We start from the raw sequence: 24,069 nt of genomic DNA, 5'->3' as shown, positions 1-24,069 counted from the left end.
TTTACGAGTAAAGGAAACAAATGGAACTTTTTAAAACCGCATTTTTGATGACCGTGCTGATGCTGCTTTTTGTAGCAGTCGGCGGCGCTATAGGCGGCACGAGCGGTATGCTGGTCGCGTTTGTAATAGCGCTTGGGATGAATTTCTTTTCATACTTTTTCTCTGACACGCTCGTGCTCAAGCACTACCGAGCCGTACCCGTGGACGAGGCACACGCGACGGGACTTTATCAGATCGTACGCGAGCTTTGCGCGAAGGCAAATTTGCCGATGCCAAAGATCTACATCATCCCAGAAGCCGTACCAAACGCATTCGCCACAGGTCGCAACCCTAGCCACGCCGCAGTAGCCGTGACCGAGGGCCTGCTAAATATACTAAACAAAGACGAGATCGAGGGCGTGCTAGCTCACGAGCTAAGCCACGTGCGCCACTACGACATCCTAACGGGCTCTATCGCGGCGGTTTTTGCTGGCGCGATCGCGATACTGGCAAATTTTGCACAGTTTGGCGCGGCGAATCGTGAAGGCAAGCAAAATCCCTTGATGCTAATCGCTCTAGCCGTCATCATGCCGCTAGCAGCCACGATCATACGCATGGCGATATCGCGGGCGCGGGAGTTTGAGGCCGACAGGGGCGCAGCGATGATAACTGGCAAGCCCCAGCACCTAGCAGGCGCACTGCGCAAACTCGAGGACTACGCGCGCGGACGCGTGATGGCAAACGCCGACGAACAAAGCGCGCATATGTTTATCGTTAATCCATTTAGCGGCGTAAAAAGCGCGCTGGGTTCGCTATTTCGCACGCACCCAAGCACCCAAGATCGTATCGCCGCGCTAGAAAAATTACGCTCGCAACTAGATGGCGAAAACGGTGTGAAAGAGTATTTTAGAAAGTAAATTTGGCGGGTGAATTTAAGCCCTCGTTTCGCCGTCAAATTTAAGCGAAACGGCTTGGCTTTGGGCGTTAAATTTGACGCCAAATTTAACCCTGCGGCGCGTCAAATTTGACCGCACGCATAAAAGTAAATTTATCAAAAAGGCAAAATATGAAAATAGCCGTAAACGGCACGAGCGGATTTATCGGCGGCGAGCTTTGCAGATTTTTTAGAGCCGAAGGTCACGAGGTCGTAGCCATACCGCGAGCTGTCTACGCCGATAAAGACGCACTCAAAGACCTCGCTGGCGGCTGTGATGCGGTTATAAATTTAGCAGGCGCTTCTATCGCGGCCAGATGGAGCGAGGCGTATAAAAAACGCCTTCGCACAAGCAGGATAGAGACGACGCGCACGCTGGCAGGCGCGATAAACGAGCTAGAAAATCCGCCATTTTTCATCAGCGCTTCGGCCGTGGGTATCTACGAAAACGGCATTGATCACGACGAGAGCTCGGTCAAATTTGACCGCGGATTTTTAGGCGAGCTGGCATGCGAGTGGGAGAGCGAGGCCGCTAAAGCACGGACGCAAACGGCGATATTTCGCCTAGGCGTGGTGCTGGGGCGAGGCGGCGCACTAGCTAAGATGTTGCCGGCATTTAGGCTTGGTCTTGGCGGCAAGATCGGTAGCGGCGAGCAGGCGTTTTGCTGGATTCATATCACTGATTTGCTAGAGGCGTTTAAATTTACCTTACAAAACCGTCAAAGCGGCGTTTTTAATCTCGTTTCGCCGCAACCTAGCGCAAACGGCGAATTTACTCAAATTTTAGGCAAGGTTTTAGGGCGACCGACGTTTTTTAAAGTGCCTAAATTTGCGTTAAATTTGATGCTGGGTGAGGGATCCGTCGTGCTGCTTGAGGGTGCGAAAGTTTATCCCAAAGCCTTAATGGAGAGCGGATTTAGCTTTAAATTTAGCGATCTAAAAACTGCGCTTCGGGATATTTTGAAGTAAATTTAATCAATCTTTTAAAACTTTAAATTTAAACTTTGCGACACTTTTTATCAAATTTAATATTTTACGCTAGGACTAAAATTGCAGACCTCTCGCACATACCGCAATAATTACGGCTTACGATACGACCAAATCAAGCTAAGCAAATTAAAAGGATATTTTGGCGTCTGATATGCCGTCGTAAAAAGCGGTGAAATATAAAAGTTTTAGTGTATATTTGGGGTTTTAGGGTTATTAAATTTAACCCCATCTGCGGTTTATGCTAGGCGAGAGCTTAGTCAAAACATCATAACTTATCGTGCCGAAAAAATCAGCCCAAACGCGCGCATCGTCAAATACGCAAATTTTATCGCCGACGTCTTCGCAGCAAAAGCTATCCATCGACATTTTGCCAAGCAGTCGCTGTCCGCCCGCCGTCTTTAGCTCGCCCTCGCCCGCATAGCGCAGCAGTCCGTCGCCGTATCCCAGGTCGTAAACGGCGATTTTCATATCCTCGCTTGCGCAAAATTTAGCGCCGTAGCCCGCGCATTGCCCCTTTTTTAGCACTCTGCCGCTAACCTTATGTGCCCAGAGCGACGCCACGCGCTTTAGCTCCAAACTCTCGTCAAACTGCGCGTATCCGTAGGCTGCGATACCCACGCGCACGCACTCGTCCGCTAGCTCGCCAAAGCGCTCTGTCGCAGCGGAGTTGTGCGAGTGAAAAACCAAATCTCCCTCGCCGCAAATTTCACGCACTACGGCTTTTGCCGCGGCGAAATTTTGCCTCTGTACAAAATAATCTCCGCTAAGCTCCTCGGCGCTTCTAAAATGCGTAAATGCACCGCAAATTTGCAGTCCGTGCGTCAAGGCCGCCTCGCACGCCGCCCGTACCTCATCTATCGCCACGCCGTTTCGGTGCATGAGCGTATCGACGGCGATATGCACGCGCACGCCTTTTTTAAATTTAGCAATCAGCGAAATGTCGTTTACCGCGTAGATAAATCGCTCGCTCTCGCCGCCGTGCGGGATATGCGAAAGGATGAGGATGTGCTCGAAAAAGGGCTCCAGCTCGCACGCCTCGATTTCATTTTTGACTGCGCAAAATTTGATGCCGTAGCTCGCCGCCTCACGCCCCACAAGCGCCGCTCCATGCCCGTAGGCATTGTCTTTTAGCACCAAAATCACGCGATCTTTGCCGCCGGCTTTGGCGCAAATTTTGGTTAGATTATGGATGTAGGCGGATCTGTTTAAAACGAGTTCAGACATTGAATTTTACGCCAAACGCCTCATAAACATTAGGGAGCAGCTTTCTAATACTATAATCGTAAGAGTAAAATTTAGCGTAAAGCGCCTTTAAATCGGCCTCTTTAACCGCCGCAAAGTCAAACACGTCAGTGCCCGCTACCTTTGGCACCTGGCGGTCTAGCTCGGCGAAAAACTCGCCCCTAGCCTTTAAAATTTCCTCGATCTGAGCCTTTACCATTTCGCTTTTTTCTTGCATTTACTTCTCCGTTAAGATTTTAAATTTATCTTTATCTAGCCGAACGTAGAGCTCTTTTTGCCCCTTAAATTCGTGACTCGGCGCTGCGTAATCCTCGTCAAAAACCACTCTAAAAAGATTTTGCCCTTTTATGTTTGGATACGGCGTCACGCTAAAATTTGAAGCTTTTATGCTCTTTTTTTCGTTTAGCGCAAAAATTCTCTTTTTATTTTCGGCAAATTTGGCTCTCGTTAGCGCGTTTTTGCCGTCTATTTTTACAAATTCGTCCGCGTAAAAGCCGAGGTAAATTTTAGTCTCGTTATCTCGCCACGCCTGCAACCACTCGTGCAGATGCGCCAGAACGCGCGCTACGTCGTCTTTGCTAGCGTCCACCTTTTGGTTTTCGCTGATTATCACGACGCCTTCGTTGCCGATTAGTTGGCCAAATTTCACTAGCGCGTCGTTGTTAAACGCCACGCAGCCGCGCGTTTTCACTTCATCGTTGCGTTTGCCTTTCATCGGCAGGCCGTGTATCCAGATGCCTCCGCCCGTTTTTTGTGCGGCTTTGTCGTGAGCGTTCGGGTATGATAGCGACATCGCAAGCGGCCCGTAAAATGGATCTGGCGGCGTAAATTTGTCCGTGACGTCGTAAACTCCGACCGGCGTTTTTAGGTCGCCTTCTTTAAATTTATCCCCGCTTTTGCCCGTTATCACGCTTTGCGAGAAAATTTCCTCCAGCGCGCCGCCTGCATACTCGAAGCTTTGCAAGGTTTTTTTCGATTTATTTACGACGATGATTTTGGTCTTAGCCTCGTAGTAGCCGTATCTGACGTCAGCTGCGCCTAGCTTTTTTAGCCAGTATTTAGCGCCCGTCAAATTTGCGTCCGCTAAAGCCTCGGCGAGTAAAATTTGAGAAAAAAAAGCATAAAAAATAAGTAAGCCGAGTAGTTTTTTCAAAATTTTCCTAACGTTGCGTATTTTCGTAATAAAGACCAGAATTATATTACATTTTCTCTTAAAAATTTTAAAAAGCTTTTATTTTGTGTTACAATAGCGAATATCAAATTCTACATAAAAGGATACAAAAAATGAAAAGCAAATTTTTAGCTTTATCTCTAGTAGTCGCCTCTTTGGGCTTTGCAAACGCCGCAGATATCGAGATCGTTGATATCTACGCCAAGGCTACTCCTCCTGGCGCAAAAAATACGGCTCTGTTTTTCGATATCAAAAACAACACGGATAAACCGGTAAAACTGGTCGGCGCTAGCTCTCCGGCGGCCGCTACGGGCGAGATACATACGCACAAAGAAGTAGACGGCATGAAAAAAATGGTACAAATAGAAAACATCGAAGTACCTGCGATGGGCGAGGCGAATTTAAAGCCTGGCGGTCTGCACGTAATGCTAATGGGCATCAAAGCTCCGATCAAAGAGGGCGACAAACTAGATGCTACGCTAGAGTTTGACAATGGACAAAAACTCGAGCTAAAAGACATCGTCGCAAAGCCGGTCGTAGCTAAAAAAGACGGCGAACACGGACACGATCACGGCGGACACCACAAACATTAATGAAAAAGTTTCTCATTATTTTAGTCCTGTTGGTCGGCGTTTTGGGCACCTCGGCGTACCTGTTTTTTAAACCGAAAGCGCAAGAGGACTTTTTGAGCGCAGAGGACGTGGGGGCAAATTTAACCCCGCTTCCTTGCGATATGAACGCCGAGCACTCCTGCGGCGTAGAGTTTCGCGGCAAGACGGTTAAATTTAGCCTCTCGCCAAAGCCCGTTTACACGATGCAGCCGACGATCGTGCGTATCGAGGGGCTAGAAGGGTTTAAAAACCCGAGCCTTGAGATCCACGGCGTAAATATGGACATGGGCGTCATCAAGGCCGAAGTCGAAAAACGCGACAACGCCTACGTCTCAAACGTCGTGCTAAGCGCGTGCCTGATAAACATCATGAGGTACCGTTTCGAGGTGCTAGAAAACGGTAAAAAAAGCGGACTTTATATAGATTTCGACTTGCATCAATAGACGCAAATTTCACTAGAAAGGGCGGATGATGAAAAAGCTTCTTATCGTAGTTATACTGTTTTTAACGGTTCTTGGCGTAGGTTATCTCGCACTCTACTCAAACAAATACGCTCTTACCGGCCAAAGCGCAAACGGCGCGGTGAGTCTAAAGAGCTTTGAAGGCAAAAATAAGGTTATTTACTTTGGCTACACCACCTGCCCCGACGTCTGTCCTGCGACTCTGGGTATCCTTTCGGGCGTTTTAAACGAAATTAAACGAGACGATATCGTCGTGATTTTCGTCACTCTCGATCCGGAGCGCGACGAACCTAAAAACGTCGACGAGTACGCGAAGTATTTTTATCCGAATTCTTACGGTATAGTATTAGACGATCTACCTAAGGTTGCCAAAAGCTACGGCGTGAAGTATCAAAAGGTGCTGCTTGAAAAATCGGTCATGGGGTACTCCGTCGCTCATAGCTCCTCGCTATACGTACTAGATAAAAACGATAAATTCGTCGCCGAGATCTCCAATCTAACGGCGCAAAACATCAAGAAAACGCTGGAAAATCTGAAATAATAACAGCTTTATTATTTAGTTGTTATGAGTGTTACGTTATAACACAGAAATATTTTTTTATGCTCAATTATTACTGATATTGATTTAAATCAATATACTTTAAGCCTTCCGGTTGTATAGTTTCTTTAGCGGAAATTTAAAATTCGGAAGTCATCCATGAAAATTATAGCGCTCGTATGCGCTCTGTTTATTTTCTCCTTCGCAAGCGACGTTAGCGCTACGGCTAGCCTCGACGTAAAAAGCTGCGCCTATAGCGAGCAAAACAAAACGCTAGCCATCTACGATACCAAAAATTCGCTAAATATACTTAACAAAAAATACTTAAAACCCATAAGAAAATTTGACTTTAAAACAGACGAGATAACCTCGCTAGCCTTCGAGGGCGAAAATTTATACGCAGGATTTTCAAGCGGCGAGATAGCTAAATTTAGCGATAATTTTAGCTCTTATGCTAGCGCGCTAAATCTTTCAAATTTAAGCCTTGATGCGCAGGTAACGCACCTTCACGTCGCAAACGGCAAAATTTACGCGGTCGCCGGCAAAAATGCCTTTATCTCTTACGATCTTGCGTCAAAAAAGCTGATGCGCGCGGATCTTAACGGCGCATACTGTATCGCAACCTGTCAAATTTTAAACAGTACTGCGCTGATAACTAGCTGGGATAGATCGGTTTTTACCGTAAATTTAAGCACCATGAAGGCAAAAAACCTAGGCAAGTTAAAATCCGTAGCTCTGAGCGCGGCGGAGATAAACTCGGGCGTGATTTTCGGACTTGCTAGCGGCGAGATAGCTAGTCTCAAATTTGACGCCGAAGCAAATTTGACGCAAACAAACGGCAAAGACAACGCTAGCTCAAATTTGACTGCCGTCAAAAACGCGCAAAACAAAGCGGATTTAAATTTGACTAGCGGCAAAGCAAACGCAAATTTGACGGACGCAGAAATTCAAATTTACAAAATCTCAAATTCGCGCGTTAAAAGCCTACTGGTCGTGCAGGATAAAGTTTATATCGGGCTTGGAAACGGCGAAATTTTACGAAGCGACGCGGAGTTTAAACAGATAGAAAAAATAGGCAAAAACTCTGACGCCGTGATAAAAATTTTTAACGACGAAGATAGCGTCATAGCCGTTAGCATAAACGGCGAGATCCAAATTTACAAGAAAAAATCTTAGGAAAGGAGATTTTCAATGAACAAACTACTTAGTTGCGGTATCGTTGCGGCTGCGGGCCTCGCGTTTTCCGTTAGCAGTGCGTGTGCATCGGATAGCGACCTACAAGCTATCATGAAAGCGCGCGGACTAACGGAAAAAGACGTCCTAGCGGCTGCTAAAACATATCAGCCAAGCGGTAAAAAAGACGACTATATCGTCTTTTCCTCAGGAGGCCAAAGCGGACAGGTGATGGTTTACGGCGTACCTTCGATGAGGATTTACAAATTTATCGGCGTCTTTACGCCAGAGCCTTGGCAGGGATACGGCTTTGATGAGGAGTCTAAGGCTATCCTAAAAAGCGGCGCGATTAGAGGCAAGGAACTTTCGTGGGGCGACACTCACCATCCTGCATTAACCGAGAAAAACGGCGAATACGTCGGCGATTATCTTTTCATCAACGACAAGGCCAACCCTCGCATCGCGGTGATAAATTTACACGATTTCGAGACGACTCAGATCGTGGTTAACCCTATCATGAAAAGCGAACACGGCGGTAGCTTTATCACTCCAAACAGCGAATACGTCATCGAAGCAGCGCAATACGCGGCTCCGCTAGATAACGGCTACCACTCGATGGACGAGTACGAAGCGGTTTTCCGTGGCGCTGTAACGTTTTGGAAATTTGACTATCCAAAAGGCAAGATAGACGAGAAAGCTTCCTTCTCGCTCGAACTTCCTCCGTATTGGCAGGATCTAAGCGACGCCGGTAAGGGCGAGAGCTTCGGCTGGGCGTTTACAAACTCGATAAACTCCGAGATGTATACGGGCGGTATCGAAAAGGGCTTGCCTCCGTTTGAAGCGGGCGCGAGCAGAAACGACACGGACTATTTGCACGTTTATAACTGGCAAATTTTAGAAAAGCTAGCTCAGGATAAGAAAAACTACATGGAGATAAACGGCCATAGAGTAGTTACCTTAGACGCCGCGGTTAAAGCCGGCGCGCTATTTTTGATCCCTGAGCCAAAGAGCCCGCACGGCGTAGACGTCACTCCTGACGGCCGCTACATCGTTATCGGCGGTAAGCTAGATACTCACGCGACGGTTTATGATTTTAAAAAGATCAAAAATTTGATCGACAAAAAAGAGTTCGCCGGCACCGATCCGTACGGCATCCCGGTGCTTGATATGGCAAAGAGCTTGCAAGGACAAGTCGAACTTGGCCTTGGACCTCTGCACAACTCTTTTGACGAAAAAGACGGCATCATCTATACCTCTCTTTACGTCGATAGCCAGATCGTGAAATGGGACTATAAAAATCTAAAAGTCCTAGATAGAATCAACGTCCACTACAACATCGGTCACCTGGATACTATGGAGGGAAAATCGTCAAAACCTAAGGGCAAATACGCTATCGCTCTTGATAAACTTTCGATCGATCGCTTTAACCCGGTAGGTCCTCTTCACCCGCAAAACCACCAGCTTATCGACATCACGGGTGCAAAGATGGAGCTTTTATACGATATGCCGATACCTCTTGGCGAGCCTCACGACGTAGTTTCTATCGCAGCTAGCAAGCTAAAACCGGCTACTACCTACACGATGGGAACAAACTCTCGCACGGGTAAAGAAAGTCCGTTCGTAACTCTTGCAGGACAAGAGAGAGTCGAGCGCAACGGCAAAAACGTAACCGTCTACGCTACGATGATCAGAAGCCACATCAACCCTGAACACATCGAGGTAAATAAAGGCGACAACGTAACTATCCACCTAACAAACCTAGAGCGCGCCCAGGACGAGACGCACGGCTTTACAGTGGATCTTTACAACATCCACGCCTCTTTAGAGCCGGGTAAAACAGCGACCGTAAATTTCGTAGCGGATGAAGAGGGCGTATTCCCTTACTACTGCACCGAATTTTGCTCTGCATTGCACCTTGAGATGATGGGTTACTTGCTAGTTAAAGATCCGAACAAAAAATACGAATCCGCCAAAGCAAGCAAGCTAAAAACCCTAAGCCCGGAAGCTCTAAAAGCCGAATACGATAAAGTAATCGCTACAAACAAAGCTACCGACGAAGTTATTCAAAGCGTCGTTACTTATTTGAAAGAAAAGCATTATGAAAAATATCCTAAGGTAAAAGAGCTAGTTACCGACGCGCTGGATCAATACGGCAAAATCCCTGAAGTAAAAGCAAAAGCTGACGAAGCCTACAAAAAAGGCGACGTAAACGGCGCGATATTATGGGAGTACCAAGTATGGCAGTATATGGTTAAAACCGCGGACGTCGGCCTAAGAGCCAAAAACAATCTCGCTAAAGAGATCGCCACGCCTATGAGCCCGGCTGCCTCCAAAGGTGAGGAAGCCTATCTAAAAGGCGGTTGTAACGGCTGCCACGTCATCGGTCAGGTTAGCTCGGGTCCAGATCTAACCGGCGTTCTTTTACGCCATGAAAACGGCGAGAAATGGGTGTTTGACTTTATCAAAGATCCGTCTAAATTTTACGGCGACGAGTACGTCAAATCTATGATAGATTTCTTTAACCTCAGGATGCCTAATCAGCACATGAGCGATCAAGAGATCAAAGATATCATCGAATATCTAAAATGGATCGACGAAAACGCGGGAATGTAATCCAAATTTGATTCGGGCTTAGCGGTCCGAATCAGTCCGCTAAATTTGAGGCTCGGCGCGCGTAATCCGAGCCTCCTACGTTAAATTTAAAAAGCGTTTTGCGAAAAATTTTTTAAATTTAATAAAGGAGAAACGATGAAGAAGTATCAAATTTACACTATTATCGCGTTAGTCTTGATGACCGTTTGTTTTACGATCCCGGTGCTGGGCTTTTTCGGAGCCAAAGCCAAGATCGCCGCGGGCGAGCCGCTCGCCGGGTATTCGTATAAAATTTACGACCTTTACACCTCGTTTCAGTACAAAAACCACCTGATGCCAAAGGATGTCGCAAGCAGCCTAGAAAAAATGATCGAGCAAAAAGCCGAGATCGGCACGCCCTCTTTTCCTATCTGGTACGTCGCGCTTGAAGCGCCAAACTACCCAAAAGACGCCTTTCCCGACGGCATTCCGGTTTATTTTCACGTTGACGGATACGGCGGCGACGTGCACGAGATGAACACCATAAACCACTACATCGGCATGTATCCGATGGAGCACGGCGGCAACGTCGAGCGCGCGATTGCGCCTTATTATCTGCTCATTTCCACGCTTTGCATGCTAGCCTTTTTATACTACGACGGCAAATTTAACTCCCTGCTCATGGTGCTTCCGACCATCGCTCCGCTACTTTTTATGGGCGCGTTTGCGGGCTGGCTATACTGGTATGGACACAATATGCAAGAGTGGGGCGCGTTTAAGATAAAACCGTTTATGCCGACCGTGCTTGGCGACGGCAAGGTCGCGCAGTTTACGACGCACTCGTATCCTAGCATAGGATTTTGGGTGATGATGGCCATGAGCGCGCTTTGTATCCTAGCCGTATTTTCAAAGAAAAAAGAGCTCAAAGACGCGAAATGAAATTTAAGCTTTTGCTCTTTTGCGCGCTAAATTTGACGGCCTTCGCCGGTCCGCTGCAAGACGCTATAAACGCTGCCGACCCAGGCGACATCTTGCGCCTAAACGACGGACTTTACGAGGGAAATATCATAATCGATAAACCGCTCTCGATAATAGGCAAAGGCGATGGCGCCGTGATACGAGGCGACCGCAAATCAAGCGTGATAAAAGTAACGGCAAAAAACGTCAGGCTCATAAATTTAAACATCGAAGGCAGCGGCACGAGCCAGATGGAGCTAGACGCGGGCGTTAGCTGCGCAAAGGGCAATAATCTCTTGGTCGAAAAAAGCCGCTTTAAAGACGTGCTTTTCGGTATCGAGCTATCAGAATGCAACCAAGCCGTGATAAGAGATAACAACATCACCTCAAAAGAGGGCTTTGATGTCCCTAGACGCGGAGACGCCGTGCGCGCGTGGTATTCGCACGAAAATTTGATCGAGCAAAACTACGTCTATAACAGCCGCGACATCGTGGCGTGGTTTTCTAGCAACAACATAATCCGCAAAAATTTCGGCAAAAACAACCGCTACGCCGTGCATACGATGTATTCGGCGGACAACCTCATCGAGGATAACGAATTTAGCGGCGGAGCGGTGGGAATGTATTTTATGTTTTCAACGAATTCCCTCGTGCGCCGAAACGTGATAATCAACTCAAACGGAGCATTCGGCGTGGGTATCGCACTAAAAGACGCCTCTGGATTTAACATCAGAGAAAATACCTTTTTGTATAACTCGCGCGGCATCTACTCCGACCGCTCGCCGCTAAATCCAGGCACCGTAAATACCCTCGAAAACAATCAAATTTTATACAACGTCATCGGGCTGCAAATGCACGCGACGCAGGAAAAAAGCGTGTTTAAGGGCAATGATTTTATCGGAAACATGGAAACGGCTATCAACGACACGCCTGGCTCAAAGATCGAGCTAAACGAGTGGAGCGGTAATTATTTCGACGAATACGAAGGACTCGACGTCGATAGAGATGGTATCGGCGATACGCCATACTTGCACTTCGTTTACGCCGACAAGCTTTGGCAGTATTATCCGACACTGCGCTTTTTCTACGGTTCGACCGTGATTAGCGGGCTAAATTTCCTAGCTAAGCTTGCGCCTTTTTCCGAGCCGCTCAAGCTTTTAGAGGACGGCTCTCCTAAAATGCGCCCAAATAACGCTCAAAAGGCAACGCTATGAATAGACGAAATTTTATCGCCCTAACGGCAGGCGCGGCGGCCGCAGGATACGGCATCGGATATTTTTTACCCAAAACGCGCGCGGACGAGCTTTTTTTACGGCCTCCGGGGGCGGTTAAAAATTTCGAATCGCTCTGCATAAAATGCGGCCAGTGCGTGCAGGTCTGCCCGTATCACAGCATCGAGCTACTAGATATAACGCAGGGCTACTCAAACGGCACGTCCTATATCGACGCACACAAGCGAGGCTGCTATCTGTGCGACCTTTTTCCTTGCGTTTTAGCCTGTCCCAGCGGCGCGCTAGATCACGCTACGACGCAGATTAGCGACGTAAAGATGGGCGTGGGCGTGCTGCGAGGACGCGAAGCCTGTCTTGCCTACAAAAACGAAAACGTAAATTTAAGCGGCGTTACGAAAATGCTTGAGCGTAAAATTTACAACGACCGCGAGCAAGCCGTAAAAGACGCCGTCCAAAATAGCGTGGATAAGCCCTGCGATCTGTGCGTGAGCCTCTGCCCGGTCGGAGATGCCGCCATAGCGATGGCTAAAAGCGACGGGCGAAATTTACCCGAATTTAAACAAGGCTGCGTCGGATGCGGAGTGTGCGCCGAGGTTTGCCCGGCGCAGATCATCGATATAGCGCCAAACCGCGGCTATGACGAAATTTACAAAGGATAAAAATGAGAAATAAAATTTTAGGCTGTCTCATCGCCCTCGCCGCCGCCATGCTGATAACCGGCTGCGAAAGCAAGGATGATAAAAAAAGCGCGACGCAAGCGGCAAAAACGCAGGCGACGCCAGCCGCCGCAGGCATGATAGAGACGCAAAAAGCAGACGCAAACGCAACCGCGCAAAAAGACTACGATCAGTTTATAACCTACGATATAAACGGCAAAAAGAGAGTCAAATTTGGCCTAGATGACGAAGAGAGTGAAACTAGCCGCTCAGTCGGCGCGCTAGCGATGGTGCGAAGCCCGCTGCAAAGCATAAATTTAAAACTCATCAAAGGGCGCCTTAGCAAGGACTTTATAGTCAAATGCTCCGCTTGCCACGACGACTACGCCAACGGCATCATCGGCCCGTCGCTGCTAAATAAAACCTCGGATCAAATTTACGACATGATCGCCGCATATAAGAGCAAGCAAAAGGCAAATCCGCTGATGAAAGATCTAGTTCGCGGCATGGACGAGGCGCAGATCAGGGCGCTAGCTAATGAAATCAGCGAATTTAACGAGCAATTTAGAAAAAAATAGGAGGCTAAAATGGGAAAGAAAATAGCGATAATCTTTGGAGTTTTGGTACTTGCGCTCATGGTTTTTATGCTGACTAGCCAGCCCTTGGCACCCATAAAGGACGCTAGCAGGCCCGAGCTAAAACCGGCACAACAAACGCAGCCAAAAGTCGTAAATGAAGAGCTAAATTTGCAAGATAGCGAAGAGATCAAAAAGATCAAACAGCTACAAAACAGCGTCGCAAATCAGCCTAGCCAGGGCGTTAGCAAGCGATACCTGACCTCCTGCGCGCCTTGTCACGGAGCAAACGGCAAGGGCGTGATGGCGCCTAGCATCGCAGGCAAGAGCAAGGACGAAATCCTAGCTTCGCTAAAAAACTACAAAGAAGGCAAGGTGTCAAATAGCCTGATGAAGGGGCTTCTTACAAACGTATCAGACGAGGATCTAGGCGCGTTAGCTGATGAAATTTCAAAATTTAAAGAGTAGAAAATGGACAAGTACGCCACGCGCTGCACGGTCGCCAAAGTCCCGTTTCTAAGCACGCTCACGGTAAAAAACGCGGAGGGCAAAAAGCGCCTTAGCATCCGCGCTTGGCGGCTCATGACGATCGCGCTAGTGCATATTTTGTTCGTGCTTTCTTACCGCGCGGATATTCAAATTTTAGAAGGCGACATCAGCGGATCAAGGATTTTAGGCTTTCATTTGACCGACGCTTTTATGAGCTTTCAGGTATTTGCCGCGACGCACGAGTTTCCGATAAATTTGATCATCGGCACGGCTACGATTTTGCTTTTTTACGCGCTTGTTGGCGGGCGAGCTTTTTGCGGCTGGATTTGCCCTTATACTTTTTTGGGCGAGATCGGCGAGAAAATCCACGAAAATTTAGCCGCCAAAAAGATAATCAAACGCCGAAATTTCGACCCCAAATGGCGCTACGTCTTTACCGTGCTTTTTATCGCGATGAGTTTTGCCAGCGCGCAGCTCGTGTTTGAGGTATTTAGCGTGACGGGCATAGTGTCGAGGTTTGTTATTTACGGCTACTTTCACGCGATTTGGTTTGCGGTTTTTATACTTTTAGTCGAGATTTTCTACTCCCGTAGAGGCTGGTGCCGCTACGTCTGCCCCATCGGTGCGACGTATTCGCTGCTAACCCGCACCAACGCCGTCAAAGTTAGCTGGAACAAAGATCGCTGCGACCACTGCCTAGTCTGCATCGATACCTGTCTCGTGCCGCATGTGCTTGAAATCACGAAGAAAAACGCTAAATTTGACGGCGACGAAAATAAAAAAGAATTTCGTCTCGTGGGCGGCGACTGCACGCTTTGCGGGCGCTGTATCGACGTGTGTCACCACGACGCGCTGAAATTCGACAACGGCTTTAAAAAGCTCATCTAAAAGGATAAATTTGATAATCTTAAAAGACATCACCAAGGCTTTTGGCTCGCAAAAGATACTGCAAAACGTAAATTTAAGCATAGAAAAGGGGCAAAAAACGGTCGTGCTCGGGCAAAACGGCGCCGGCAAAAGCTCGCTGATGCGCATAATCCTAGGCGAATTTAAACCAAACAGCGGCGAGGTGCGAGTAAACGGCTTTGACCCATTTACCGCGCGCAAAGAAGCCCTTAGCGTGATATCTTTCGTTCCGCAAACGCCGCCGCCGCTTAAATTTAACCTAAAAGAGCTTTGCGAGTTCGTCTGCAAAAGTTCGGGCGTTGCTCAGGAAAATATAGAGAAATTTTGCGAGAAAATGGAGCTTGATCTAAAAGGAAATTTTCACAAGCCCTTTTACAAACTCTCAGGCGGTATGAAGCAAAAAATGCTAATCGCAATCGCCTTTGCCAAAGATACCGAAGCTATGATGTTTGATGAGCCCACGGCAAATTTGGACCCAAAAGCCAGGCGAAATTTTATGGATCTACTAGGCGAGTTTGCGCGCGAAAAGACGCTGGTTTTCATCTCGCACAGGCTTGATGAGGTGCAAGGCATATCAAACCGCTACGTCGAGATGGATCTGGGGCAAATCGTAAAAGATGAGCTAATCTCTCAAGGAGGCGCGCATGCGTAACCTGCTACTCATCGCCAAACTAGACGTCGCCGAGTCGCTGCGCTCGCGCTGGTTTCTCATCTATATGCTGGTTTTTATGGGGCTTATCGTTACTTTTATATTTAGCGGCGTGACGGACTCGCGGGTGCTGGGCTTTAGCGGGCTTACGCGGCTTTTGCTGCTTTTTATCCAAATTTGTATCGTTATCGTGCCTATTTTTATCCTCATCTCGACCGTGCGCAGTATCAGCGCCGACCGCGATACGAATCTGCTTGAGTATATGCTTAGCTTTCCCGTTAGCCTGGGCGAATACTATTTTGGCAAGGCTTTAGGGCGCATTTTCGTTATTTTCGTGCCGCTTTTGCTCTCTTTTGTTTTAGCCGTGGCTGCCGGTCTAGTTAAAAAAATAGAAATCCCGTGGAATATCCTAACCCTCTACACAGCCCTACTTTTCGCGCTTAGCTTCGTATTTTTGTCGTTTGGATTTCTCATCTCGTCGATGATCAAAAACCAAGAAATGGGTCAAGGCGTCGCGTTTTTGCTCTGGCTTATCTTGCTAGCGTTTTTGGACCTCGCGCTGATCGGCTTTTTGATGAAGAGCAACGTGCGCGAGGATATCATCTTTTTTATCGCGCTCATTAACCCCATCGAGGTCTTTAGGATTGCGGCGATTAGCCTGTTTGATCCAAATTTAGCCGTGATCGGCGTGGCGTCAAATTTCGTGCTAAACAACTTTAGCGCGTTTGGATTTGTTATTTACTCGATTTTTTATCCGCTGATTTTGGGTGCGATTATGCTTGTGGGCGGATATTTTATCTTTAGTAGCAGGGATTTGGTGTAAATTTAGCTAGTCTACGGTAGCCAGGCTAGCTAGTCGTTTTATCAAGCAAATTTGACCACACATGCGGCTAAACCGTGATGAAACGACGCTATTTTCTACGCTATCCATAACCGCTAAAACCCAAATTTTATCATCGCAGTGAGGCGTATTGAATTTAAACTAAGACCTAGCTCGGAGTTTTGAATAAATTTTAGCAAGATGTATAAGATAGAATTTATAACGCTTTGGAACGAGGCCAAATCAAGCCCTGTCTCGGAAAATTTAAAGCAAATTTAGCGGCGCCGACCCATCGCCTATATCACAAAGACCAGCCGTCATCTCCGCCCTGGCTCCAGCCGCTCATCATTATATTTTTTATTTATGGTAACATTTTTCCTATCTATCCATTGTGCACTAGATATCTCTTCTGGTTTTGGTATATTGCTTTGTCCCCAAAGATAATAAGATAACATCGTAACACCGTAATCCTTTGTTAAGTCCAGACAATTATCCTTAGTTGACTCCAAACAATTAATCATTCTGTCTCCCTTATTAAGAAATTTGTTAACGTATAGTCTTCTGCATATTTTTCGGTTGAAATTTTATCTACGTAGCCGCAATTAGAAATAGGATAGTAGTAATATTTTATTAAATCATATATTCCAAACGGTATATCGGCTTTTAGATCCTGGTTGATACCTTTTGCCGACTCTAGCACATTTATTTTTAAATAAAACTTCGAGTATCCGGTATCAGGAAACAAATTCTGCTCTTTGTTTCTTTGACCCACTAATTTCAAATTTCTTATTTTTTTTACCTCGTCTATATGGATTATGTCTATACTATTAAAGGTAAAAAGCTGTATTTCAATACCCCCAATATCATACAAGATAGTGTATTTTAGTTTATTGTCTTTACCGACAAGGGCGTCTTTAAAAATATCTAAAATATAAAAACCTAAATTTTTTAAATTTTGCTCCCATGTCTTATTTCCATCAATAAAGTCACTCAATTCGTATATTCCTATCCGTCTATCAGATGCCCAAAATTGACATCTTTTATCAGACTTCATACAATAATCATCATATATATATTTATCTTCGAAGATATTGTATCTCCTCTCTACTCTAGGGTATTCGTAAAGGTTAATAAAATAGCTCCTTACGGCTCTTTTATACAGCTCCTCTCTCGGCAAAATTCTATCCTCTTTTAGGCAGTATCCTTGCTTGTATTTGTTATAGTCAAAAAGAGAAACTATGGCGAAGCCTCGCGAAGTGGAGTAGTCGGGGATTATACGGATAAATGCTGCGCAAAGTATCGCCGTAAAAAGCACTACCGACCAAACTATCTTTTTAAGTTTACCACCGAAGAGTTTTTGTTTTAAATTTAAGTTCAAAATTCGCCTTATTGTTTTATTTTCGTTATGATTATATTGTGATTAAACTTAGGTGTTTATAAGCGGGTATCGTCGTTTTAAAATTTAATTTTGCAGGGGTCTTTTGCCAGTCTTAGACGATAGGCAAATTTGACGACCTAGCCGCCAAATTTGCCTTTCATAGCGTAAATTTAAGCTTCCTCCGCCGTGCCCAAATTTCCCTCGCCAGCAACCAACTGGGCCGCTAGTTTTTTACTTGATTTAAAGTCCACTTTGCCCGTTCCTAGCACAGGTACGGCCTCGACTTTAAAAATCTTTGAAGGCTGCATGATGGACGGTATCGCAGAAGCCCTGATGCGCGCGGCCACGTCCTCCTCGCTCATCTCGCCGCTAAAGAGCATGACGACTTGCTCGCCCTTTTTCTCGTCGGCGACATTGGTGCACACAAATGTCGCCTCATCGCCCAATACGGCTGAAATTTGAGCCTCGAGCGCGCCTAGGCTGATCATCTCGCCGCCGATTTTAGCAAAGCGAGAGAGCCTATCCGTGATGGTTAAAAAGCCAGCCTCGTCCAAAAATCCGATGTCGCCGCTGTTATAGTAGCGCACGCCGTCTAGCTCGACGATCGCCTCTTTCGTGCGTTCCTCATCTAGATAGTAGCCCTTCATCACCTGATGGCCGCCGATTAGGATTAGGCCGGCTTGCCCGTTTTCTAGCTTTTCTAGGCTTGTAGGGTCGCAGATTCTTATTATCGTGCCGGCTGTCGGTAGACCCACGCTGCCCTCTTTTGAGAAAACAAGCTCTTTAAAAAACTCGGGCTCTAGCACGTTTGCGGTATTTACGCTGACAACGGGCGAGGTCTCGGTCGTACCGTAGCCCTCGTAAATTTCGATGCCAAATTTCATCTTAAACTCGCGCTTTACCACCGCATTTAATTTTTCTGCGCCAGCTATCGCGTAGCGGATCGTAGAAAACATCAGCGGATTTAGCTTTTTGTTTTTGGTGTAGAGCCTAAAAAACGTCGAGGTGCCAAACATTATCGTCGCGTGGTATTTGGCGACCATCTTGCCCACGGCAAAGGCGTCTGTGGGATCTGGCACGTGAGCGGTGGCGATACCCTCGCTAAGCGGAAAAAAGGTCGCCGCAGTAAGCCCAAACGAATGAAATATTGGTAGCGACGCCAAGATCACGTCGTTGCCGCCCGTGTTTATGATCTCTGAAATTTGCTTGATGTTTGCCATTATGTTTTTATGCGTTAGCACTATGCCCTTTGGCGTGCCCTCGCTGCCGCTGCTAAAGAGTATCGCCGCCTCGTCGTCGATGCGAACGTCGCGAAAATATATAAGCTCGAGCAGCCAGCGCGGCATCAGCACGGCCTTTAGCATCGCGCAAATTTTATCAGCCTTGCTTATACCCTGCGCGACGTCTTCGAGGTAGATTAGTCTGCCTTTTAGCGACTCTTCTAGCTCAAAGCCGCGAGCCTTTAGCTTGGCGATAAACTGGCGCGACGTGATTATGCTTTTTAGCTTTGCCTTGTCCGCGCAGCCGATCAAATTTTGCTCGCTAAGCGTGTAGTTTAGATTTACGCTTACCTTGCCTCTGATAAATAGCATCAAATTTATAATACTACCCATCACCGAGGAGGGCAGTATCACGCCGACGTGTCGCTCTTTTAAAAACGCGAATTTAAATTTGGACAAAAACACGAGCACGGTCGCGATGACTTTTAGATTGCTTAGGTCGGCACCCGTACTATCTACCATCGAGCGTTTAAATAGATCCGCTTTAGCGTGTTTTAGCCAGCTAAACTGCATAGGCTCAAGAGTCTTTAGATACTCAGCCCAGCTAAAAAACGACAGCTCGACGACCTTTTCGTGTACCTGCGGGGCTTTGGTCTCAGGCGCCAAAGGCGCACCAAAGCTCACCCTGATAGCGCGTTTGCCATCTACTTTGCGGCTGATTTTTTGATAGTATTTTTGAGCGCGCGAGAAGCTCGAACCCCAAAGGCCGCGCAGGTAAAACGGCACTATGACGGAGTTTGTATCGCTTGCGGCTATCTCGTATCCGTGCGCAAACTCGTCTATCTGGCCGTTATAGCTGATGTGGCCTTCCGGAAACAGCGCCACCACGTCGCCCGCGTCTAGGCACTCGCGGATCTTTTCTAGCGCGCTTTTGCTCGCACCCGCGCCAATGGGGATCACGTCAAATAAATTTAACAGCCATTTTAGGTACCAAATTTCATAAAAGCTCTTATGCATCGCAAATCTGATCGGACGCGGAGAGGCCATCTGCAGCACAGCCCAGTCTATCCAGCTTATGTGGTTGCCAAGCAGCAGCACGCCGCCTTTTTGCGGGATATTCTCGACGCCATCGACGTTGATCGTATAGCCGATCCTAAAAAACGGCATGATAAGCAAACGCGCAAAAAGATGCGGTAGGTATTTTATCGTCGCTAGCGCGCAGATAAGCACGCTAAAGGATGTAATGACGAAAATTTCGGGCGTGCTAACGGCAAATATGCTAAACGCCATCGCAAGCAGTAAAAACGCTGCCATGAAGATATTTTGTATAAAGTTACTGCCAGCTAGCGTGCGGCCCATCTGCTCTTCGGAGGTAAAAAACTGGATATTTGCGTTTAACGGCACGATGAAAATACCGCCGCTAAAGCCAAACAAAAAGGACGCCAGCGTCATAAACGCAGCACTTGAGCCCTGCGCAAACATAAGTAGCGAAGCAAAAAGCCCCAGCGCTCCAAAAGGCACGATGCCCATCTCGATGTGGTTTTTCGAGTAGCTGCCCGCTAACGCCGAGCCAGCGACTAGGCCGATGGTGCTAACGGCTAAAATCGCCTGCACGACCATGACGTTGTTATCCGCGCTCATAGCCTTGTAGTGAGCGGGGAAAACGGCGATAACAAGCTGCGCCACCGCCCAGAAAACCGAAAGCCCCAGCGTACATAAAAAGGCATTTTTGTTGTTAAAGATGTGCTTAGTGTTTTCTTTTAGGTAGCCTAGTTTAAAGTACTTTTTCGCGTCAAATTTAAGCCCTGCATCAGTCGCCTCGAAAAACGGAATCTTAAACGTAAAAATCGTCTCGGCTACCGAGCAAACAAAAAGTATCGCGCCGATAAACCAGACCGATTTTATCATCTCGCCAGCGTCCGTACTCTGCGCCGCGTAGCTCTCGAAAATCGCCGAAAAAACAAACGAACCAAGCAAAATCGCCACGATAGTAAAGGCCTGCACGATACCGTTTGCAGCACCCAGCTTCTCGCCGCCCACGATTTTTTTGATGAGGCCGTATTTTGCCGGGCTATATATCGCACTTTGCACGGCTAACAGCAGCGTCGTGCCAAACGCCACGTAGAACCAGCCGCAAAAGTAGCTCACCGTTATAAAAAGCGTGAGTAAAATTTCGCTCGCAGCCGCATATCTCGTGATGCGCGTTCGCGAAAATTTGTCGTTTAAAAAGCCCGAAACGCTAAAAAGCATGATGTATGGAAGCAAGATTAGCAAATTTACGAGCGAGGTCAGGATAATCTGTAAATTTTCATCCTCGATGCTCTTAAAAAGTATGTTTTGGATCGTGATCTTGTGGCCAAGATCGACGACCGCGTTGATAAACATAACGACCAAAAAGGGCAAAAAGCCCCTAACCGAAAAAACGCCTTTCATTTGTTCTCCTTTTTGTAGGCATCAAAGGTGTGAAAATTTAAGATATATGGTTTTAAAATCAAGATATTATCAAAAACGAGCTTTAAGGCAGCGTTTTTATCCTTTGCTTTCGCGTAAATTTCACGCGCGCACTCGGCTTCTATTTTGGCCGTTTGTTTGGCTAAATTTATATAGGTCTGTAAAATTTCCCGCCCGCGCTCGCTCTTTTGGGTTTCTAGTGCGATTTGTAGGATCTCGACCTCTTTTTGCGTTAGCTTGCCCCCTCGCATAAAGATAAATCCCTCCTCGATAAATTTATCTAGCTCGGCCTGGCTGATACCCAGCCTCTCACACGCCTCGCTAGCGCTTAGCGTCTGGGCGAAATTTGACCCCATAAATGTATCTAGCGAATCAAAAAGCGCCTCGTAGCAGCGTTTAAAGCTAAAGCCCTTTTGCTGCGTGAGCGCCTTGACCTCCTTTAGACTGAGGTGGAAGTTGCTCTGGACGTATTTGATGAAATTTAGCATCAAAAGCGTGTCCTCGCCGTACTGATGGACGTTATCTTTTACCTTCACGGGCTCCGGCAAAAGCCCCTCCTTGACGTAAAAGAGTATCGTTGATTTGGGCGTTTGCGATAGTTCGCAAAGCTCGCTCATCTTGTAGCTCATCTCTTTCCTTTCGTTAAATTTGACGAAATATTACTCAAATTTAGCTTAGAAAATCATAAAGCGTAAAGCATCACTTGACACTTTTTAAAATTTAGGCTATGATTTCGCCAAATTTTAAAAAGGAGAAACGATGTTTCGAGATGGTTTTTATAGCGCAGGCAAGGGTTTGGAGGCTTTTGGTTTTGGTGTAAATTTGAGGGACGAAAAAACGGCGGCAAATTTGACGCCAAACTCAGCTTGCGCGAGTGCCGCAAACTCTGGCTTAAATTTGACTCGTAAAACGGAAACAAATTTAACTCGCGCAAATTTAACCGAGCAAAACGCGCGGATAAATTTGAGCTCAAATTTGAGAGCTAGCCAGACGGCCACGTCAAAAACGCTCGGGTCACGCCAAAACGCGGCGAGTCAAATTTGCGCCGAAAGCAAACGCGCTCAAACTAGCGTAAATTTGACGGCAAGCGATGCAAATTTAAGCGGATTTTCATCGGGCAAATTTAACGAAAGCGACTCGGAGAGCCTACAAAACTCAAATTTAACGCAGATAAAAACCGTCGATATCCACTCGCATCTGCTTAGCGCGGACGTGAAATTCGACCGATTTTACGACAAACTCGCACTCGCGTTTTTCGCTAAGAAATTCGACATAAACAGGCGCGAGCTTATAAAAAACGGCTTTGAGGGCTACAAAAGCAACTTCGCGCGGCTGATTAAAAGCTCAAATTTCGTCCAAAAATCCGTGGTTTTTGGCGTCGATGCGAAATTTGACGAGAGCGGAAATCTCGTGCACAAGGACAAAACTGTCTGCGCCTCAAACGAAGATGTTTTTGCCTTTTACGAGCAAAATCCGAGCGAAGTCGTGCCGTTTTTTAGCGTAAATCCAAACCGCAAAGACGCGCTAAATTTGATCGAGAAGTACCATAAAATGGGCTTTAAAGGCGGCAAGCTGCTACACTCGTACTGGGAGACGGATCTAAACGACAAGCGCTACGAGCCCTATTTTAGGCTACTTAGCGAACTTGGGCTGCCGCTGGTGATCCACGTGGGCGACGAAAACTCGCTGGCGTCAAACAAGGCGCTTGAGAGCATCGAACAGCTAAAATCCCCGCTAAATCTTGGTTGCCGCATCGTCTGCGCTCACATGGGCGCCTCAAGCGACGGCGCTTTCACGGCGCTATCCAGGGATCCCGAGAAATTCGGCGCGAACTACTTCACGCTGCTTGGTTGGCTGCGCGAGTTTGACGGGCTTTACGCGGACGTTTCGGCGCTGCTTTGCATAAACAAGGCCCGCATCCTGCCGCACCTAAAAACCCAAACGCAAATCCACGACAAAATCCTTTTTGGCACCGATTTTCCCGTGCCTTTTAGCGTGATTTTAAGCAGCTACGACCTGCCGTTTCGCGAGCGCCTGGCGCTAAACCACATCCAAAATCCGCTCGATCGCTACGTGCGCGCGATGAGTTTATATTTTGGCGAGGATTCGCCGATTTTTAGCAATTATAAAAAGATTTTAGGGGAAATTTGAGCTTGGATTTGGGGCGCAAATTTAATGGCGGGCGTGCAAATTTGAGCACAGCTGGTAAAATTTGCGCGTATTTTGACAGCGTAGCTTAAATTTCAAATTTTAAGTGCATAAAAAGCAAATTTAAGCCGCCGCCTTAAGATAAATTTTGCTAATTCGCCTGATTTGGCGTTGACTTTTCGTTTTCTGCTTCGTCTTTGTATTTGTTTATAGCTTTTTTGTATTTTTCGGCTTCTTTTTCGCCCGACTCTGCTAGCCATATTTCAAATTTACTCGAAGTAAGCCGCCCGCAATCCTCTATCGGTTTGCCGCTCGCGTCAAAGTCGGCTCTACGCACTCTACGGCTAAAATTTTTCGACGCATCTTGCGAACCTTTGGCATCTAAAAGACAAAAACTTAAATTCGGCTTGCGTATATTTAAAATCGAGTTCGCACATCTGCACGGGCCCACTATCGGCTCGGCTTGCCCGAGCGGCCAAAGCGAGCGCACGAGCACGCCGCTGTAGGCCTCTTCTGAGCTCTTAAAACAGATATCAAAGCCGAAATTATGAAAAAATATGTCGCCGGCGCTCGACACTCGTTTGTAGGTGTTTTTATCCGCACTCGTATAAATTTCGATCTCTGCAAAAGCGAATTTTTCGCACGTAACCTCTAGCACATAGTTTTCCAGCAAGCCCTGCATAAATTTTTCTATCTCTTCTTGAGTCGCCTCATTTGGGTTTAAACTCGAAAAAAGATCTTGCATTTTTTTATTGCCTTGCATTTTTACTCCTATTTTTATTTTACGCTCAATGATAAATTAAAGCCCCTCTGCATCGAGGTCGCGCTAAATTTGATTATTTTTGGCTCTGTATGAAAAATGTATTGCTATTTAAGGTTTAAAATGCTATGATACCATCAATAAAACAAAGCAAAGGC

The 24,069-nt window shown here is 46.8% G+C and carries 23 protein-coding genes; 16 read left to right on the top strand and 7 right to left on the bottom strand.

What is annotated here, in order from left to right; translation table 11 throughout:
* Positions 1–20: 20 nt before the first annotated feature.
* Both htpX and CSUNSWCD_RS02145 read left to right on the top strand, forming a co-directional pair.
* Positions 21–896 (top strand): zinc metalloprotease HtpX, encoded by an 876-nt coding sequence (gene htpX, locus CSUNSWCD_RS02150; RefSeq protein ID WP_009493369.1) that lies wholly within the window; start codon positions 21–23, stop codon positions 894–896.
* A 149-nt stretch (positions 897–1,045) separates the two neighbouring features.
* A complete protein-coding gene (locus tag CSUNSWCD_RS02145) occupies positions 1,046–1,882 on the top strand; it encodes a TIGR01777 family oxidoreductase (protein WP_034964148.1) in 837 nt (278 codons plus the stop codon).
* 240 nt (positions 1,883–2,122) lie between these two features.
* Here CSUNSWCD_RS02145 and CSUNSWCD_RS02140 read toward each other — a convergent pair whose 3' ends face one another.
* The 3 genes from CSUNSWCD_RS02140 to pgp2 are packed head-to-tail and all read right to left on the bottom strand — an operon-like array spanning position 2,123 to position 4,298.
* Positions 2,123–3,127: an alanine racemase gene (locus CSUNSWCD_RS02140; RefSeq protein WP_009493365.1), complete on the bottom strand. Its 1,005-nt coding sequence runs from the start codon at positions 3,125–3,127 to the stop codon at positions 2,123–2,125.
* Positions 3,120–3,362, bottom strand: a complete 243-nt coding sequence (gene cmeU / locus CSUNSWCD_RS02135; protein WP_009493363.1) for a CmeU family protein — start codon at positions 3,360–3,362, stop codon at positions 3,120–3,122. The genes CSUNSWCD_RS02140 and cmeU overlap by 8 nt, the downstream gene beginning before the upstream one ends.
* Positions 3,363–4,298 carry a cell shape-determining L,D-carboxypeptidase Pgp2 gene (pgp2, locus tag CSUNSWCD_RS02130; RefSeq protein ID WP_009493361.1) on the bottom strand — a complete coding sequence of 312 codons (936 nt, stop codon included), beginning with the start codon at positions 4,296–4,298 and terminating at the stop codon, positions 3,363–3,365.
* A 131-nt stretch (positions 4,299–4,429) separates the two neighbouring features.
* On the opposite strand from pgp2, the gene CSUNSWCD_RS02125 reads away from it, so the two are divergent.
* From CSUNSWCD_RS02125 to CSUNSWCD_RS02065, 13 genes are all read left to right on the top strand, one after another.
* On the top strand, positions 4,430–4,909 hold the full coding sequence (locus CSUNSWCD_RS02125; RefSeq protein ID WP_009493359.1) for a copper chaperone PCu(A)C: 480 nt from the start codon (positions 4,430–4,432) through the stop codon (positions 4,907–4,909).
* Positions 4,909–5,370 (top strand): hypothetical protein, encoded by a 462-nt coding sequence (locus CSUNSWCD_RS02120; RefSeq protein ID WP_034964146.1) that lies wholly within the window; start codon positions 4,909–4,911, stop codon positions 5,368–5,370. Before CSUNSWCD_RS02125 ends, CSUNSWCD_RS02120 begins: the two co-directional genes overlap by 1 nt.
* A 28-nt stretch (positions 5,371–5,398) precedes the next feature.
* Positions 5,399–5,929: an SCO family protein gene (locus CSUNSWCD_RS02115; protein WP_009493355.1), complete on the top strand. Its 531-nt coding sequence runs from the start codon at positions 5,399–5,401 to the stop codon at positions 5,927–5,929.
* A gap of 156 nt (positions 5,930–6,085) precedes the next feature.
* Entirely contained in the window at positions 6,086–7,102 is a 1,017-nt protein-coding gene (locus tag CSUNSWCD_RS02110; RefSeq protein ID WP_009493353.1) for a WD40 repeat domain-containing protein, read from the top strand.
* Between the two features lie 15 nt (positions 7,103–7,117).
* On the top strand, positions 7,118–9,712 hold the full coding sequence (gene nosZ / locus CSUNSWCD_RS02105) for a Sec-dependent nitrous-oxide reductase (protein WP_009493351.1): 2,595 nt from the start codon (positions 7,118–7,120) through the stop codon (positions 9,710–9,712).
* A 135-nt stretch (positions 9,713–9,847) separates the two neighbouring features.
* On the top strand, positions 9,848–10,609 hold the full coding sequence (locus tag CSUNSWCD_RS02100) for a hypothetical protein (RefSeq protein ID WP_009493349.1): 762 nt from the start codon (positions 9,848–9,850) through the stop codon (positions 10,607–10,609).
* Entirely contained in the window at positions 10,606–11,841 is a 1,236-nt protein-coding gene (locus CSUNSWCD_RS02095; protein ID WP_009493347.1) for a nitrous oxide reductase family maturation protein NosD, read from the top strand. Before CSUNSWCD_RS02100 ends, CSUNSWCD_RS02095 begins: the two co-directional genes overlap by 4 nt.
* Positions 11,838–12,518 (top strand): 4Fe-4S dicluster domain-containing protein, encoded by a 681-nt coding sequence (locus CSUNSWCD_RS02090; protein ID WP_009493345.1) that lies wholly within the window; start codon positions 11,838–11,840, stop codon positions 12,516–12,518. The genes CSUNSWCD_RS02095 and CSUNSWCD_RS02090 overlap by 4 nt, the downstream gene beginning before the upstream one ends.
* 2 nt (positions 12,519–12,520) lie before the next feature.
* Positions 12,521–13,093: a c-type cytochrome gene (locus CSUNSWCD_RS02085; RefSeq protein ID WP_009493343.1), complete on the top strand. Its 573-nt coding sequence runs from the start codon at positions 12,521–12,523 to the stop codon at positions 13,091–13,093.
* Between the two features lie 9 nt (positions 13,094–13,102).
* Entirely contained in the window at positions 13,103–13,558 is a 456-nt protein-coding gene (locus CSUNSWCD_RS02080) for a c-type cytochrome (RefSeq protein WP_009493341.1), read from the top strand.
* A 3-nt stretch (positions 13,559–13,561) separates the two neighbouring features.
* On the top strand, positions 13,562–14,467 hold the full coding sequence (locus tag CSUNSWCD_RS02075; protein WP_009493339.1) for a NapH/MauN family ferredoxin-type protein: 906 nt from the start codon (positions 13,562–13,564) through the stop codon (positions 14,465–14,467).
* Positions 14,468–14,477: 10 nt separating this feature from the next.
* Positions 14,478–15,137, top strand: a complete 660-nt coding sequence (locus CSUNSWCD_RS02070) for an ABC transporter ATP-binding protein (protein WP_009493337.1) — start codon at positions 14,478–14,480, stop codon at positions 15,135–15,137.
* Positions 15,130–15,957, top strand: coding sequence for an ABC transporter permease (locus CSUNSWCD_RS02065; protein WP_009493335.1), 828 nt, complete (start codon positions 15,130–15,132; stop codon positions 15,955–15,957). Before CSUNSWCD_RS02070 ends, CSUNSWCD_RS02065 begins: the two co-directional genes overlap by 8 nt.
* A 514-nt stretch (positions 15,958–16,471) precedes the next feature.
* Here the strand turns inward: CSUNSWCD_RS02065 and CSUNSWCD_RS11655 are convergent.
* From CSUNSWCD_RS11655 to CSUNSWCD_RS02045, 3 genes are all read right to left on the bottom strand, one after another.
* Complete coding sequence (locus CSUNSWCD_RS11655; RefSeq protein ID WP_009493331.1) at positions 16,472–17,332, bottom strand: hypothetical protein; 861 nt, start codon at positions 17,330–17,332, stop codon at positions 16,472–16,474.
* A 170-nt stretch (positions 17,333–17,502) separates the two neighbouring features.
* Positions 17,503–20,985 carry an acyl-[ACP]--phospholipid O-acyltransferase gene (locus tag CSUNSWCD_RS02050; protein WP_009493329.1) on the bottom strand — a complete coding sequence of 1,161 codons (3,483 nt, stop codon included), beginning with the start codon at positions 20,983–20,985 and terminating at the stop codon, positions 17,503–17,505.
* Entirely contained in the window at positions 20,982–21,632 is a 651-nt protein-coding gene (locus tag CSUNSWCD_RS02045; RefSeq protein ID WP_009493327.1) for a MerR family transcriptional regulator, read from the bottom strand. Before CSUNSWCD_RS02045 ends, CSUNSWCD_RS02050 begins: the two co-directional genes overlap by 4 nt.
* A 130-nt stretch (positions 21,633–21,762) precedes the next feature.
* On the opposite strand from CSUNSWCD_RS02045, the gene CSUNSWCD_RS02040 reads away from it, so the two are divergent.
* Entirely contained in the window at positions 21,763–23,154 is a 1,392-nt protein-coding gene (locus CSUNSWCD_RS02040) for an amidohydrolase family protein (RefSeq protein ID WP_009493325.1), read from the top strand.
* 148 nt (positions 23,155–23,302) lie between these two features.
* Here CSUNSWCD_RS02040 and CSUNSWCD_RS02035 read toward each other — a convergent pair whose 3' ends face one another.
* Positions 23,303–23,914 (bottom strand): hypothetical protein, encoded by a 612-nt coding sequence (locus tag CSUNSWCD_RS02035; RefSeq protein WP_034964141.1) that lies wholly within the window; start codon positions 23,912–23,914, stop codon positions 23,303–23,305.
* Positions 23,915–24,069 lie beyond the last annotated feature (155 nt).

Source organism: Campylobacter showae CSUNSWCD (genome assembly GCF_000313615.1).
Classification (GTDB): domain Bacteria; phylum Campylobacterota; class Campylobacteria; order Campylobacterales; family Campylobacteraceae; genus Campylobacter_A; species Campylobacter_A showae_A.
Note: the sequence above shows the minus strand (reverse complement) of the source record. Positions and strands in the feature narration are given on the sequence as shown.

Excerpts from the sequence above, each read along its gene's own strand:
- htpX (WP_009493369.1), top strand. The coding sequence starts at position 21 with ATGGAACTTTTTAAAACCGCATTTTTGATGACCGTGCTGATGCTGCTT.
- CSUNSWCD_RS02145 (WP_034964148.1), top strand. The coding sequence starts at position 1,046 with ATGAAAATAGCCGTAAACGGCACGAGCGGATTTATCGGCGGCGAGCTT.
- CSUNSWCD_RS02140 (WP_009493365.1), bottom strand. The coding sequence starts at position 3,127 with ATGTCTGAACTCGTTTTAAACAGATCCGCCTACATCCATAATCTAACC.
- cmeU (WP_009493363.1), bottom strand. The coding sequence starts at position 3,362 with ATGCAAGAAAAAAGCGAAATGGTAAAGGCTCAGATCGAGGAAATTTTA.
- CSUNSWCD_RS02125 (WP_009493359.1), top strand. The coding sequence starts at position 4,430 with ATGAAAAGCAAATTTTTAGCTTTATCTCTAGTAGTCGCCTCTTTGGGC.
- CSUNSWCD_RS02120 (WP_034964146.1), top strand. The coding sequence starts at position 4,909 with ATGAAAAAGTTTCTCATTATTTTAGTCCTGTTGGTCGGCGTTTTGGGC.
- CSUNSWCD_RS02115 (WP_009493355.1), top strand. The coding sequence starts at position 5,399 with ATGAAAAAGCTTCTTATCGTAGTTATACTGTTTTTAACGGTTCTTGGC.
- CSUNSWCD_RS02110 (WP_009493353.1), top strand. The coding sequence starts at position 6,086 with ATGAAAATTATAGCGCTCGTATGCGCTCTGTTTATTTTCTCCTTCGCA.
- nosZ (WP_009493351.1), top strand. The coding sequence starts at position 7,118 with ATGAACAAACTACTTAGTTGCGGTATCGTTGCGGCTGCGGGCCTCGCG.
- CSUNSWCD_RS02100 (WP_009493349.1), top strand. The coding sequence starts at position 9,848 with ATGAAGAAGTATCAAATTTACACTATTATCGCGTTAGTCTTGATGACC.
- CSUNSWCD_RS02095 (WP_009493347.1), top strand. The coding sequence starts at position 10,606 with ATGAAATTTAAGCTTTTGCTCTTTTGCGCGCTAAATTTGACGGCCTTC.
- CSUNSWCD_RS02090 (WP_009493345.1), top strand. The coding sequence starts at position 11,838 with ATGAATAGACGAAATTTTATCGCCCTAACGGCAGGCGCGGCGGCCGCA.
- CSUNSWCD_RS02085 (WP_009493343.1), top strand. The coding sequence starts at position 12,521 with ATGAGAAATAAAATTTTAGGCTGTCTCATCGCCCTCGCCGCCGCCATG.
- CSUNSWCD_RS02080 (WP_009493341.1), top strand. The coding sequence starts at position 13,103 with ATGGGAAAGAAAATAGCGATAATCTTTGGAGTTTTGGTACTTGCGCTC.
- CSUNSWCD_RS02075 (WP_009493339.1), top strand. The coding sequence starts at position 13,562 with ATGGACAAGTACGCCACGCGCTGCACGGTCGCCAAAGTCCCGTTTCTA.
- CSUNSWCD_RS02065 (WP_009493335.1), top strand. The coding sequence starts at position 15,130 with ATGCGTAACCTGCTACTCATCGCCAAACTAGACGTCGCCGAGTCGCTG.
- CSUNSWCD_RS02050 (WP_009493329.1), bottom strand. The coding sequence starts at position 20,985 with ATGAAAGGCGTTTTTTCGGTTAGGGGCTTTTTGCCCTTTTTGGTCGTT.
- CSUNSWCD_RS02045 (WP_009493327.1), bottom strand. The coding sequence starts at position 21,632 with ATGAGCTACAAGATGAGCGAGCTTTGCGAACTATCGCAAACGCCCAAA.
- CSUNSWCD_RS02040 (WP_009493325.1), top strand. The coding sequence starts at position 21,763 with ATGTTTCGAGATGGTTTTTATAGCGCAGGCAAGGGTTTGGAGGCTTTT.
- CSUNSWCD_RS02035 (WP_034964141.1), bottom strand. The coding sequence starts at position 23,914 with ATGCAAGGCAATAAAAAAATGCAAGATCTTTTTTCGAGTTTAAACCCA.